This is a genomic window from Chryseobacterium sp. Mn2064 (assembly GCF_049319685.1).
Lineage (GTDB): Bacteria > Bacteroidota > Bacteroidia > Flavobacteriales > Weeksellaceae > Chryseobacterium.
Window position 1 is genome coordinate 91,746 of sequence record NZ_JBMOUE010000002.1, and the last position, 13,649, is coordinate 105,394.

The following is a 13,649-nucleotide window of genomic DNA, read 5'->3' on the forward strand; positions in this document are numbered from 1 at the left end:
GTTGGTTTTATCGGCAAAAAGAGATAAAAAAAGCCGACTCAAAAGAGCCGGCGAGGGAACGAATTATTTTTTAGCTTCTTCTACAGAAACTTTTCTAAATTCTTTGAACAATTTGCTAAGTTCTAAAGCTGCTTTACGAGCTCTTGTACCTGCTGCTTTGTTTCCTTTTTCTGCTTGCTGGTTTGCTTCAGTTGTGAACGCTTCAAATTCCGCGTTGATTTTTTCAATTAGTTCTTTCATTTATTTAAAAATTTAGGCTGCAAATATAGGTTTTATGGTGATTCCAGCCTAACCGCAGTGAAAAAAGTTTGACTAAAATGGCTAAAATTTTCACTTTTACACACATAAAAGTACGTTTTAAACATATTTACTCTGTAAACCCCTTTAAATAAAACGATCTCGTAATTATATACCAAAAGTTAAACTTATTAAACCCAAATAACAAAAACAACGAAAAAAAAAATCAAAAATCCAGCTATAAAAGGAGAAAACGCCTCTTTTATTGGAATTTTATTTTAAATTTGAAAAAAACGCTAAATCCATGTTCAAAAAATTATTCATCCTTATTTTTCTATTACCCTTATTTGCTTATTCTCAGGACAAGATCAGTTATAAAGTTTATTACAATAAAAATCTGGAGCAAAACGGTTTAAAAGTACAGGTTGATTATACACTAAAAAAGGCATCAGACACTATTTCTTTTTATTATGCCAACGCAAACTGGGGAGAAAACAACCTATTCAACAACCTTACAATATCCAAAGAAGATAACCCGGATCTCGATATAGAGACTGTGCCAGCCAATAACAAGATCAAAATAACCACGAAAAAGGGAGAAAAACTCTCTCTTATTTATCATATCAAACAGGATTTTAAGGATCCTGATTACAAAATATTCCATCGACCAAGAATCAATAATACTTTCTTTCATGTACTGGGAAAAAATCTGTTTATTGTTCCAAGGTCATTCACCCAAATACCGGAAGACCGGGAGTTTGAATTTTTTATTGAATGGGTAGACTTCCCTCCACAATTTAAGCTTCATAATAATTTTGTAACGCAACTTCGAAAGATGAGAATCAAAACATCGCTTTGGGATGGGCTTTACAGCTCATTATTTATTGGTGGGGACTATAGGTTTCATTCTTTTAAAGTTCAGAACAAACCCGTTTATTTTGTACTGAGAGATCAATGGCAAAATGGCTTTACAGATGATTTTTTATTTTCAAATCTTAAAAAAGCGGTACAGTCGCAAAGGGATTTCTGGAAAGATTATGATCAGGACTATTTTGCCGTTACCATGACGCCTACCGTTTCTCAGAAAGACACTTTATTCAAAGGATACAGCACAACGGGATCTGCCATCAAAAATGCTTTTATGATCCAAGGAACCAATAACCCTTTTAACAGTAAAAATTCATTTCTTTACCTGATGCATCACGAACTGATGCATGAATGGATCGGCAATAAGATTCAAAATAAAAATGAAGAACTTAATTATTGGTTCAGTGAAGGTTTTACGGATTATTATACGTACAAAAACAGACTTAGGATAAAGGATATTTCTATCGAGGAATGGCAAAAACTGTTCAACAATGAGGTGATTCAGAATTACTGGGCCAATCCTCAGCGAAATATTCCGAATTATAAAATAAAAGACGACTTCTGGAAAAACCGGGATGTAGAAAAAATTCCTTATAAACGTGGGGCTATTTTCGCTTTCTGGCTGGATAATCAGATTATGCTGAGAACCCGTAATAAAAAATCGCTGGATGATCTGATGCGTGAACTGCTGCAGATCTGTACTGAAAGAAAAGTGAAATTTACCGATGAACTGTTTCTGGATCTGGCTCAAAAATACCTGGATAAGGATATTAATTATTTCTTTCAGAAACACATCATCAACGGAGAAGATCTTGATCTTGTTACTCAAAAATGGATTGACGGTTTTGAAATTATAACCGTAAACGGCATTCCCCATCTGGGAGTTGATACTTGTAAAGATATAAAATACTGCGTTGAATAGTTTCAATGGAAAATAATATTAAACCATTAAGATCCATAAATCACCCTTCTTTCTTAATGGTTTAATACATCGTGTTTCACAGATAAAAGTCTTTAACTTTTTCACCTGTTCGTTTCAATATTGCAATATTGTCAGGGGTAATTCTCTCCGCAAAAACAATTCTGAAATGATGACTGTATTTATGGGAAAAAGAAAACGTATCTCCAGGGGTAAACTGGATTTTGTTCTCTTCACAGTATCGATAAAATTGCTCCATATCTACCTTTTCCGGTAGTTGTCCCCAAATACTGTATCCGCCTTGCGGTCTGTGAAAATACGCTTCTTTTGGAAATGAGGTTCTCAGGGTTTCTAAAACCAAAGCAGCCTGCTCGTTTAATTTTTTTCTGAATGAACGCAAATGCCTTTCATAGCTGCTGCTTTGCAAAAGTTTAAGAATCAGTTCCTGATAAATGGGAGAAACAGAACGCCCCAAAGCAAACTTTGATCTTTCTGCTTTTGCATAGTACTGACCCGCATACAGCCATCCCAAACGAATCCCCGGCGCCAATGTTTTGGAAAATGAAGAGTATGTCATGACCAATCCTTTTGTATCGAAGCTTTTTATGCAGTTCGGCCTTTTTTCAGAGAAGTAAAGGTCAGAATACATCTCGTTTTCTATGATACAAATCTGATATTTTTCTGCAATGGCCAACACTTCTTTTTTAACGTCATCATTCATCATAATACCTGTTGGATTATGAAAATTTGGCGTTGTAACGAGCGCCCGAATAGTATTTCCAGAACAGACAGCTCTGAAGTACTCTACATCAAATCCATTTCTGTAATGAACGGGAATTTCCACCACTTTAAGTCCTAAGTTGGCAATAACCTCCAGCACTGAAAACACACAGGGACTGTCTACCGCTACGACATCTCCAGGTTGGGAGACAGATTTCAGGGCAATAGCCAGAGCCTGTAAAGCGCCATCTGTAATAATCAGTTCATTCGGATTCATTACGGCTCCATATCCTTTCATTTGCCTGGCAATCTGTTCTCTTAAAGGCTCTAATCCATTGGATGGATAATACCGTAGAAGCGCTGCGCCTTTTTCACGAATGACTTCCTGCATTGTTCTAAGGATCAGTTTTTGAGGAATCAGCACATCTCCAGGAACTGCATTATTGAAAGCTGTAGCTTCTGACGCACTTTTGGAAGTCAGCATGATGTTCTTCATAAACCCTTCATCTCTTACCACAGGCGGCAGTTGTATCTTATTTTCCGGAATATACTCTTCCTGAATATTGGCAACGAAATATCCCGAACGGGGACTGCTTTCTACCAAACCTTTAATCATCAGATATTCAAATCCACTTTGTACGGAACTTGTGCTCAGATTATAATTTTTCCGAATTTCCCGGATTGAGGGAAGGCGGTCGTTCTGCTGTAAAACTCCGCTGCGAATCTGATCTTCAATAACTGAGGTAAAAACTTCATATTTATAAGTCTTCATAATAACTGGATAACTGTACTGAACAAATTTATAAAAATAACCATCTGTACCGATTATATTTTAGTAAACTGTACCCCTTTTGAATGGATTAATCTTATAATTTTGAATAAAAAAAATCATGGATATCATTTCAAAATTTACAATTGGTTCTGAAGAGGGAATTTCTGATCTTATAGCCATCATGGATTCTTCGGTCTATATTCTTCATAAAGATTTTGTAGCGGAAGATGACATTAAAAAATACATCAATACCGAGATTGATCCAAGAAAGATGATCAATGAGCTGAATGATCTTTCTAATCAGCTGATCATGACGTATGCAGATCAGAAGCCCGTCGGATATAGCATTGTTAAAAGCGGCTCCGTATATCCGGGCCTACCTGAGGGAAAAAGGTCTACCGAAATAAGTTTTGTCATTCTGCCTGAATTTGATTCTGCGGAAACAAGACAATCGCTCTGGAAAAAATGCAGATCTGCCGTAAGCTTTACAGAAAGAATTTGGGTCAATATGCTGTCTCACGATCCTCTTATTTCATTTTTAGAGGAAACTGGTTTCAAATCAATTGCTGAAGGCAAATCTGGCCCTTTTGAGCTTCCGTCCCGTCTTCTGGAAATGGACATCAGCAAAAACTAATTTGCAGCAGCGCTTCCTCTTATCAATGATTATAAAAAAAGAACAGGTAAATCTGAATACAAAAGATTTACCTATCTTTGATTTTTATAATTTATTTTTCATGAGCGATCAGCTGGAAACCATAGAAGATTATTACAACCGCATCCGTAAAAACCAGATCAAGGTATTTGATTCTGATGATTTTGAAACAGGGAAATCTCACTTCAATATTTCGATGCGAAAATACTGCAGCTTCAAAAGCCCATACAATCGCCGGGATTATTATAAAGTAAGTTTCATTATAGGAAAGGGTACTTTTCAATATGGCCCTCATCAGTTGTATATTGACCGTCCGGTTCTCTTTTTCCCCTCCCCTAACATCCCTTATTCATGGGAATGTGAGGGTGAGCAGGAAGGGTATTTTTGCCTATTCAACCAGGAGTTTTTCCACGGGAATTCTGAATTCAACCTATTTAAAAAAACTTCCCTATTTAAAGAATGGAGCAAGCCTATTGTTTTCCTAACCGAGGAACAGACGTTACTGGCTACTTTGTATTTTGAGCAAATGCACAAGCTGAATAATTCGACCTACCCTTTCCGTTGCAGCAGTATTAAAAACCATTTGGCTTCTGTTCTTCATCTGGCTCTGGAGAATCGCGTAGACGATATTAATCCTAATGAGCTTCCCGCCAGTGTAAGGCTATACAGATTATTTGACGAACTTCTGAACAAGCAATTTCCGCTGGACTCCCCTGCTTATCCGATGGCTTTGAGAACGCCTTCTGATTTTGCCAGCCATCTGAATGTACATGTGAATCATTTAAATTCATCGGTAAAGTCTGTTACCAACCTTACAACCACTCAAATCATCAAGGAAAGGATGTTTGAAGAGTCTAAAAATCTATTGAAATATACAAACTGGGACATTTCTGAAATAGGATATACTTTAGGGTTTGATCAGCCTTCCCATTTCAACAATTTTTTTAAAAAATATGCGCAGACATCACCTTTGAAATTCAAAAATTCATTTTAAGGATTAAATATTTGATTTTTGTAATTTTTACTTTGTCTTTTAAAATTCATTTCGGCATATCTTGTCTTATTTTTGCATGGTAAAAAAGAATGAATATGTTGAGAGAAGCATCTGAACAGCGTATCAGATTAATCACCATTATGGCCTTTGTGTCGATTCCTTTATCAGGATTTGTCACAGATATTTATCTGCCATCCTTCCCGTCTATGGCCCGAGAGCTTTCGGTATCGGAAAAAGACATCCAAATTACACTCACTTCTTACCTCCTGAGTTATGGGATTTCCCAACTTTTTGTGGGAGGTATTCTGGATAGTATAGGACGTTACAGACCCAAACTTCTGGCTCTGTTTCTTCTTGTTATCAGCAGTATTCTGATTACGATGACGAACAGCATCCTGCTGATCTGTCTGCTTCGTATTCTTCAGGGAGCCGCAGTTTCAGTATTGGTAGTGGCTACACGTGCTATTTTTGTTGATATTTACGATTCGGAACGGGTAAAGCATTATCTGAGCTACTTTACCATTGTATGGTCGTGCGGACCTATTCTGGCCCCTTTTTTAGGAGGATACCTTGAAAAACTTTTCAACTGGCATGCTAACTTTTATTTCCTTGCCTTTTATGCAGGATTTCTTTTCCTGTTCGAATGGTTTTTCAGTGGTGAAAGTTTACCTGAAAAGAAGAAACTTAATCTTTCTGAAAACATCAGCCTGTATAAAATGATGCTTAAAAACAAAATTTTTATGCTGGGGATTTTCATCTTAGGATTAAGCTATTCTATTGTTATGTTATTCAATATTACAGGGCCATTTATTATTGAAAATACATTCCATTTCACACCGGTTGTGATTGGATATTGTACTCTGATCTTAGGATTTTCATGGATGATTGGCGGATTTATAGGAAAAAAAAGACTTACGCTGGATTTTAAGCCTAGAATTCTACAGCCTATTTTATTACAGCTGCTTCTTATTGCGGGCTTAATTAGCATTAGTTATTTTGTGGAAAGCCTTTTTATCATGATTCCTTTTGCCTTTTTTATTCACATCTGTTCCGGGATTCTGTTTACTTCGTTTTTCACAACAAGTATGCTTTATTTCCCTAAAAATGCAGGAACAGCAGGCGGACTGATGGGCGGACTGGTTTATGTAATAACCTCGGTAACCAGTTTTATTATTTCTGTAACAGGAACTGTAACGGAGCAGAAAGGTTTATCCTGGCGCTATCTCATAATAGCCGCAGCACTTCTGGGAATTATCCTGATCATGAATCAGGCAGTAAAAAAAGAAAAAGCAGAGAATTGATCTCTGCTTTTTTTATATCATTACTTCAACATTCACGCTGCATCATCCGAATGTTGTGTATTGTAATATACTATTTTACGTCGAAATAGTTTTAATTAAAACTATTTTTCCTTATATTTGTTATGCAAGGTGATGGTTAAAAGCCTGCTTCTTTATTCTCTTATGATTAATAAAAATATGTCTGTAAAGCCACATGATATTTCAGAGCTTGCCCTTGAACTGGGGTTGGCGATGAGTGAAATGAAAAGCCGTTTGAGGCAAAGGATTCAGACTACGGTTAATGAGTATGATCCTGACCTTTCTTTTGAGCTGATTGAAATTCTAGGGCTGCTTTCACGGAATAACGGTATTAATCAGCAGGAAATAGGAAACAAGGTAAGTAAAGATAAATCCAGCATTTCTTATCTTATCAACAGTCTGGTGAAAAGAGACCTTGTGAAAAGGGTTGCTTATAAAAATGACAGAAGAAATAAGCAAATATTCCTTACTCCCAAAGGTGAGAGTGTTGTAGAAACCGTTTACCCATGGGCTCTGGATCTTTATCAAAAAGCTGCAGACGGAATTGATGGAGAAGAGATTACCCGAGCCTTACTTTTAGTGAAAAAAATGACCGCTAATCTGGAAAACCAGGATCAAAAATTACTATAATATGAGAACAATACTTGTACCTGTAGACTTTACACCCACAACAGAAAACGCAGTAAAAATTGCAGCAGATTGGGCCAAACAATATGATTATCAAAATATTATTCTTTTAAAAACAGCAGGTGAATCGGAGTTTGATTATCTCCACCTGGCAGAAGGTCATGCCTTTGTAAATGAAGAAAGCGTGAATAGTCTTCTGGAAAGAAACGAGTTGTTATTTGATCAGTTAACGGCAATTGTTAAAGAAAAATCTCCTGAAATAAAGGTTTCGAGAGTACTAAGTGATTGGGCGCTCACCAGAAGCATCAATGAACTGCTCAAAAATCAGCCAACGGTGGAGTTGATTATTTTGGGAAGTGATGATCATACCTCCTCTACTGAAAGTTTTGTTTCGGATAATATTATAAGCATTGCGAGAACCAGCCCTGTTAAGACGTTAATTGTTCCGAACAGTTATCAGTACAGTGCAGCAAAAAATATATTCATTCCGTGTGATCTAAAAGGAGTCAAAAGACTGGAAAGACTTTTTCATCATAAGCCGGTCATTCATCAGGAAGATGTACGTCTTCTGTTTTTGAATATCAATCCCCGCGAAAACTCTGATATCAATGAGGATGGAAAAAGAGAGTTAGAGAATTATATTCAGGAACATCTTACTGAAATTCCAAGTACGGTATTTTATTCTCATGACAAAGATATCATCAAGGGAATTCTGAATTTTGCTTCTTCCCATGATACTGATCTTATCATTGCTTTACCGGGCAGACACAGTTTTCTGTATTATCTTGCCAGCAGAAGTATTTCTGAAGGAATTTACCAAAATACCAGCCAGCCGGTTTTAATCTTAAAATAAAGAACAATCCGGTTTTATCTATAAGCCAGAGTATTAATAATAAATCTTTGTATTCTCAAGTCTGACAAGTTTCTGCTCATGCATTTTCCTGATATACCTGATCACCGTCTCCACTCTGAGTCCGGTTAAAGTAGCTATTTGCTGTCTTGTATAAGGAACCAGGAAAGAATATGCTTCTTCGAATCCGAAGTAATTTTTAATATGATCAAATAGCTTTTCAAGTTTAATAATGGGGTCGGAAATGACCAAAAAGCTGGAAATAAGATATCTGAAATGGAGCCTTTCTGCGGTATACTTATTAATTTCCAGCATGAGTTCCGGCTGTCTGAGCAGAATTTGCAGAAACTTGGTTTTTGAGATCTTAATGATTTCACAAGAAGTAATAGCAATGGCATTCACGGCATAATGATGACCAGTAAATAAATAACTTTCTCCAATACAGTGACCATCAAAAGGAAGCCCGTGTACAAACTCTTTACCATCTTCTAAAAAAGTATTCAGCTTTACAGTTCCCGATTTTATCTGAAAATAGTATTTGGCTGCCGTTCCTTCCTCAAAAATATAATCTGCAGCATTATATTTTCCAGTTTTGGCTCCGTGGGCAAATAACAGGTCTTCATTTATGATCATTTTGCAATTATTAGATGAAGTAAAAATACTGAAAGTAGGATGAATATTACTATTCAATCGATACCACATTTATATTTTTCAGTATTTTAGCCAAAATACCCCCTTCTGGTTACATCAGGTGGTAATTTTCTTTTTATGTTTTGCACCCCATTCCGCCAGCGCTGAGATCACATCTTTTAAGGATTCACTATATTCTGTTGGAACATATTCTACCAAAACAGGCTTCTGATCAGTAAGTACTGTTCTTTCTACCAGATGATTGACTTCTAATTTTTTTAATTCGCTGGATAATACCCGGGCAGAGATCCCGTTAATGGTTCGCTGCAATTCATTGAAGCGTGTATGCCCGCCAAGAATAGCGATCATCACACGGATTGTCCATCTTCCGCCCAACACATATAAAGCATCTTCGGTAGCAGCTAAATGGGTGCTGCATTGTGGTCGTGAATAGACTATTTTTTCTTCTTCCATACTCGTTTTTCTATGATACTAACCTAAATGTTATTACTAACCTTTGGGTAACTACTATCTTTTTATTAGTAAATATAAATAATTTTGAAACATCAATTTTAAAAAATAAAAAAATGAAACAAGTACTTCATATCATTTCAAGCCCAAGAAGTGAATCGTCAATCAGTAAAAAATTAGGAAATGCTGTTGTAGAAAAAATTACGGCAAAATATCCCGGAAGTGTTATTAAGAAAAGAGATCTTACTAATCCGCTTTTTCCTCACCTGGAAGAAAACCAAATTAATGCTTTTTTTACTCCTGCTGAACACCGCAGCCCTGAACAGTTGGAGTTTGTAAAACTTTCTGACACAGTAATTGCAGAGCTTCAGGAAGCGGATATCATCATCATTGAAGCGCCATTGTACAACTTCAGCATTACTTCTACTTTAAAATCGTGGCTGGATCATATTGCAAGAGTAGGTGTTACATTCCGCTATGACGAAAATGGTCCGGAAGGCCTGATCAAAAACAAAAAAGTATATCTGGCGTTTTCAAGCGGCGGAATCTATTCTGAAGGAGAAAGACAGGCTTATGACTTTGTAGTTCCTTATCTTCAAAAAACTCTTGGATTTATGGGAATGACAGATATTTCTGTTATCCGTGCAGAAGGATTGTCTGTTCCGGTTATTCAGGAAACGGCACTCCAGAAGGGCATTGAAAGTATTTTAGTAGAATAAAATAAAAAAGACCATCTTTTTAAAGATGGTCTTTTTTATTGATAAACTGACAATCACAGTACTTGCCATAAACTATTCAATGTATTTTTCCTCAACATATGTAAACGTTTTTTCTGTTTTTTAATCTCAACTTTACCACAAAAAAATTATGGAAAATAATACACAACATCAAATTGTTAATCCTAAAGAACTTTTTAATCCTGCTCCGTTTGGTTTTTCTCATAGCATTTCTGTTCAATCACCTTTTCAAATGTGCTTTATTTCAGGACAGAGCGGCGGTGTGGGAGAAAATCATCATCTGGCTGATGACTTTGCCACTCAGGTTCAAAATGCTTTAGAAAACATGAGGATTGTCTTACAAAGCCACGCTATGACATTTGATGATGTTGTTAAAATCACACTTTTAATCGTTGATCACACTCCTGAAAAATTGGAAATATGGGCCAGCGAAGCCAAAAAAGTATGGAATAGCAAGTCACTTCCTACCAGTACTCTGATCCCGGTTTCCCAATTGGCTTTACCCGGAATGTTATTTGAAATAGATGCAATTGCGGTAAAACATTAGTTTTTAAGTCGTTCTATAAGTAATGATGAAAAAGTTTTCACTCCTGTTCTGATGCTTTCTTCATCTACCTGAAAATTCGGTGAATGATTCATCGCTATGACGCCTTTTTCAAAATTGGAGCCGCCCAGGAAGAAATAAACACCTGGTATTTTTTGTTGAAAATACGAGAAGTCATCGTTAAAAAACGGTACCTGGCCATAGTCTGAGACAATGCTGTCTTTACCATAGAGGTTTTGAAGAATATCCGTTGCTGCCACAGCAAGCTTTTCATTATTAATCACTGTAGGATTTTCCTGTATAAATGAAATGGAAACCAACTGATCTTTATAGCCGTTATCTTCAATCGCTTTTTTAATATCGGGAATTATTTGATCCAATCGGGACGCATTCGTCTCATATAGATCTGTTTCAAGGAAGTAGGCTCCATTTTTAGAATAAGAACTAAATTTTCCACCAGGAAATCTGTAATCTTTGAAGGCAGTACCTGGATTTGATAATCCAATTTTAGGATCAACAATATTTTGAATCTCCCAAGGCTTGCTTCCATCAATGAAACGAGAAAGAGAATTGCTGATTTTTTTGGTTAATGCATCGGTATCTTCTTTATTCAGATCATTTTTCATTTGAATCCTTACCCTTTTTTGGTACGCAAACATTTCGTTGGGTTTCACAAGAATCTGCCCTACTGGTATAGCAGTAACGTGCAATCCATAGATTTCCTGAGGATCTATTTTGGAAAGCAGCCCTTTATTCAGCATTTCTTTTGCTCCTTTGAATGTTTCTTCTTCTGGTTGAAATATAAAATAGACTGTCCCTTTCAAATCTTTTTTATGCTTGGCAAGAACTTCTGCAATTCCTAATCCAATGGCCATATGCACATCATGACCGCAACCATGCTGAACTCCTTTTACCTTGGACTTGAACGCCACCGGATCTGGAAAATCATTGGGCAATGCATCCATATCTGATCTCCAGGCTATTTTTTTTCCTGCTTTATCACCTTTAAGAATCCCTACAACGGCATGACCATAAATGTCTGTTTTGACTTCCAACCCTAAGTCACGAAGATAATTTTTGATGAATTCCTGAGTTTGGGCTTCCTGCCCAGCCAGTTCAGGGTTTTCATGGAAACGTCTTCTGATCTCTACGAGTTTATTAAAGATTTGATCTGTTTCATTTTGAACAGCCTGATGAACAGCTTTATCAGGAGAATTAAGCATGGTTCCTTGCTTATTCGCTGACTTTTGAGCGGACAAAATAGAAGAAAGGACACATAATACGGCTACGGTAAGTTTTTGCATGGTGTAAAACAATGGGTTTTAATGTTGGAAATGTTTCAACTAATCATTCATTTATATTACTAAGAACAAGTATAGTACATATTTCATTACATTCAGATTCTAATTTTCTATTTATCTAAAATTTTTTCAACAATAAAAAAGCAAAGAACCTTTTCAGATCCTCTGCTTTCCAATAAAAATTAATAATAGTAAAAGAAATATTAATTTTTGATGATTTTTTTACTAATAGTTTGTCCGTTTTTCAATTTAACTTCCACGATATAAATCCCGGATGGTAATTCTTTTAAACTGATCTGACTGTTATTGAATGGTATCGCTAACTTTTGCCCCAAACCAGTAATGACATTTACCGCTTCTATAGCCACATCGGATTTGATATTCACAATATTTTTTGTAGGATTCGGGTAAATTCCAAGGTTTATTTTCGGAGCAACTTCGGAGGTTGACAGCGCGTTGGTTCCTTTGATACATCTCACAGACTGTCCACCATCTCTTCCCATACTGTTCATGAGTGCGGAAAACTGGCTGATATATAAATGCTGTGCTGAACCTGTATATTCTGAAGGGGTTGAAGTCCATAAATAAAGACGTGTTCCCGGTGAGAAAATACCGTTATAATCTTTCATTCCGGCAGGGATAAGTTTTAAGTTACTATTTAAAGCCGAGCTATACTCAGTAATATTTTCCGCATTAAGCATCTCTTCTACCTCTTCTTTTGAAGGAAGTCTCCAGTTATTTCCAATGGCCTGACAAGGATCTACTCCCACCGATTCTGAAACGGAAGAAATATTAGAAGCATTCCACTGGTCGGAAGGCACACCATTGGACCACCAATTAGCTCCGGAGTTATATCCGGCTGAATAAAAAGAAGCACTTCCTCCAGATAATCCCTGAGGATTGTTAGGAGATGGAGAGGTTCCATTGATTGCTGAACTTCTCACCTGATGTCCGTCCACCCATCTTCCCCATTGGAAAAAGTCTCCGTAGGCATCTTCATCCGTAAGATTAGAAGCAACTTTAGTACTTCCTAAATTTTGCTGGAGCCAGATTCTACCATCCGCCCCTCTTACTGTATGGTAGGCGACAGATTGCCCTCCATATTGGAAATTTACACAACCAACATCACCGGAATTGTTTCCCGGATCGCCACCGCTACAAACTTGTGAAGGCTGAGGTTCTCTCACTGTAAAGCCAAATACATTAATCACCGTATCCGAAGAGGACGTTTTTTTAATGCTGATACTGATGATCTTTTTATTCTGATGTTCAGCATTGATGTTCAGAGCGGTCTGATAAATTCTAGGATTGTTCCCTCCCGCATTATCGAGAGTATTAGAAACTCTGTGAATACGCCCAATTCCCTGAATGGCAGCATCATTTCCATTATACCAATCCTGGAAGTTGACGCCACTGAAAACCTGAGAACTTCCATCATTAAAGTTAACCGTTACCTCACCTGTTGAAGGGCCACTTCCACTTACAGAAAGCATATAAAGAACCGAAGCTGCTGCAGGATTATTAACCGTGAGGTTTCCCGCCATATTAGCGTCCGGAAGTCTCAAAGAGTTATTGGAGGAATAAGAAGCCAGTTGAAAGCTCAAATTAGGAGTAGACGAAACATTGGAATCGATTGCACCATTAGACGGAAGACCATAGGTCAGTACCGGAGAAGCCATATCAAGTTGAAAATCTTTTGAAATAAAAGCAAAATTATCGGTTGCTTTATCGAGACTGGCATTGGTAGAACCCGAAACCGGCCCTACTCCATTACCTATAACATCTGCATTAAAACCTGTGAGATTTAGAACCTGATAGGTTTGTGAAAGAACTTTCCCGTTCAGAACGAGTGCAAAAACAAGAAAAGATATTTTCTTCATAAGGATTATTTGTTTTTAATTATTCTAAGTAAATGCAAAATTAATTGATAAAATCATTATCAACTTATCATTTCCACATATATTATTATCATATAGAATACGATTGCATAAAATTTTTAAATAATACTA

General features: G+C 36.7%; 14 protein-coding genes. 8 read left to right on the plus strand and 6 right to left on the minus strand.

Features of this window, described 5'->3' with window-relative positions; genetic code table 11:
* Positions 1-63 precede the first annotated feature (63 nt).
* A complete protein-coding gene (locus ACL9RH_RS07505; protein WP_002978882.1) occupies positions 64-240 on the minus strand; it encodes a histone H1 in 177 nt (58 codons plus the stop codon).
* A gap of 301 nt (positions 241-541) precedes the next feature.
* On the opposite strand from ACL9RH_RS07505, the gene ACL9RH_RS07510 reads away from it, so the two are divergent.
* On the plus strand, positions 542-2,026 hold the full coding sequence (locus ACL9RH_RS07510; protein ID WP_422692742.1) for a M1 family aminopeptidase: 1,485 nt from the start codon (positions 542-544) through the stop codon (positions 2,024-2,026).
* Between the two features lie 76 nt (positions 2,027-2,102).
* Here ACL9RH_RS07510 and ACL9RH_RS07515 read toward each other — a convergent pair whose 3' ends face one another.
* Positions 2,103-3,515, minus strand: coding sequence for a PLP-dependent aminotransferase family protein (locus tag ACL9RH_RS07515; RefSeq protein WP_422692743.1), 1,413 nt, complete (start codon positions 3,513-3,515; stop codon positions 2,103-2,105).
* 118 nt (positions 3,516-3,633) lie between these two features.
* On the opposite strand from ACL9RH_RS07515, the gene ACL9RH_RS07520 reads away from it, so the two are divergent.
* The 5 genes from ACL9RH_RS07520 to ACL9RH_RS07540 all read left to right on the plus strand — a co-directional run bounded on the left by ACL9RH_RS07520 (position 3,634) and on the right by ACL9RH_RS07540 (position 7,960).
* On the plus strand, positions 3,634-4,149 hold the full coding sequence (locus tag ACL9RH_RS07520) for a hypothetical protein (protein WP_422692744.1): 516 nt from the start codon (positions 3,634-3,636) through the stop codon (positions 4,147-4,149).
* A 100-nt stretch (positions 4,150-4,249) separates the two neighbouring features.
* Positions 4,250-5,161: a helix-turn-helix domain-containing protein gene (locus ACL9RH_RS07525; RefSeq protein ID WP_422692745.1), complete on the plus strand. Its 912-nt coding sequence runs from the start codon at positions 4,250-4,252 to the stop codon at positions 5,159-5,161.
* A 95-nt stretch (positions 5,162-5,256) separates the two neighbouring features.
* On the plus strand, positions 5,257-6,462 hold the full coding sequence (locus ACL9RH_RS07530; RefSeq protein ID WP_422692746.1) for an MFS transporter: 1,206 nt from the start codon (positions 5,257-5,259) through the stop codon (positions 6,460-6,462).
* Between the two features lie 177 nt (positions 6,463-6,639).
* The gene (locus tag ACL9RH_RS07535; protein WP_422692747.1) at positions 6,640-7,110 is read left to right on the plus strand and encodes a MarR family winged helix-turn-helix transcriptional regulator; all 471 of its coding nucleotides are present in this window, start codon (positions 6,640-6,642) and stop codon (positions 7,108-7,110) included.
* A 1-nt stretch (position 7,111) separates the two neighbouring features.
* Positions 7,112-7,960 (plus strand): universal stress protein, encoded by an 849-nt coding sequence (locus ACL9RH_RS07540; protein WP_422692748.1) that lies wholly within the window; start codon positions 7,112-7,114, stop codon positions 7,958-7,960.
* Positions 7,961-7,993: 33 nt separating this feature from the next.
* On the opposite strand, the gene ACL9RH_RS07545 is transcribed toward ACL9RH_RS07540, so the two are convergent.
* Both ACL9RH_RS07545 and ACL9RH_RS07550 read right to left on the minus strand, forming a co-directional pair.
* Complete coding sequence (locus ACL9RH_RS07545; protein ID WP_422692749.1) at positions 7,994-8,590, minus strand: Crp/Fnr family transcriptional regulator; 597 nt, start codon at positions 8,588-8,590, stop codon at positions 7,994-7,996.
* 114 nt (positions 8,591-8,704) lie between these two features.
* Positions 8,705-9,061 (minus strand): winged helix-turn-helix transcriptional regulator, encoded by a 357-nt coding sequence (locus ACL9RH_RS07550; protein ID WP_422692750.1) that lies wholly within the window; start codon positions 9,059-9,061, stop codon positions 8,705-8,707.
* A 113-nt stretch (positions 9,062-9,174) separates the two neighbouring features.
* Here ACL9RH_RS07550 and ACL9RH_RS07555 point away from each other — a divergent pair, with 113 nt between their 5' ends.
* Positions 9,175-9,777, plus strand: a complete 603-nt coding sequence (locus tag ACL9RH_RS07555; protein ID WP_422692751.1) for an FMN-dependent NADH-azoreductase — start codon at positions 9,175-9,177, stop codon at positions 9,775-9,777.
* A gap of 148 nt (positions 9,778-9,925) precedes the next feature.
* Positions 9,926-10,342 (plus strand): RidA family protein, encoded by a 417-nt coding sequence (locus ACL9RH_RS07560; protein ID WP_422692752.1) that lies wholly within the window; start codon positions 9,926-9,928, stop codon positions 10,340-10,342.
* Here ACL9RH_RS07560 and ACL9RH_RS07565 read toward each other — a convergent pair.
* The gene (locus ACL9RH_RS07565; protein WP_422692753.1) at positions 10,339-11,643 is read right to left on the minus strand and encodes a M20 metallopeptidase family protein; all 1,305 of its coding nucleotides are present in this window, start codon (positions 11,641-11,643) and stop codon (positions 10,339-10,341) included. The genes ACL9RH_RS07560 and ACL9RH_RS07565 overlap by 4 nt on opposite strands.
* 200 nt (positions 11,644-11,843) lie before the next feature.
* Complete coding sequence (locus tag ACL9RH_RS07570; protein ID WP_422692754.1) at positions 11,844-13,520, minus strand: T9SS type A sorting domain-containing protein; 1,677 nt, start codon at positions 13,518-13,520, stop codon at positions 11,844-11,846.
* Positions 13,521-13,649 lie beyond the last annotated feature (129 nt).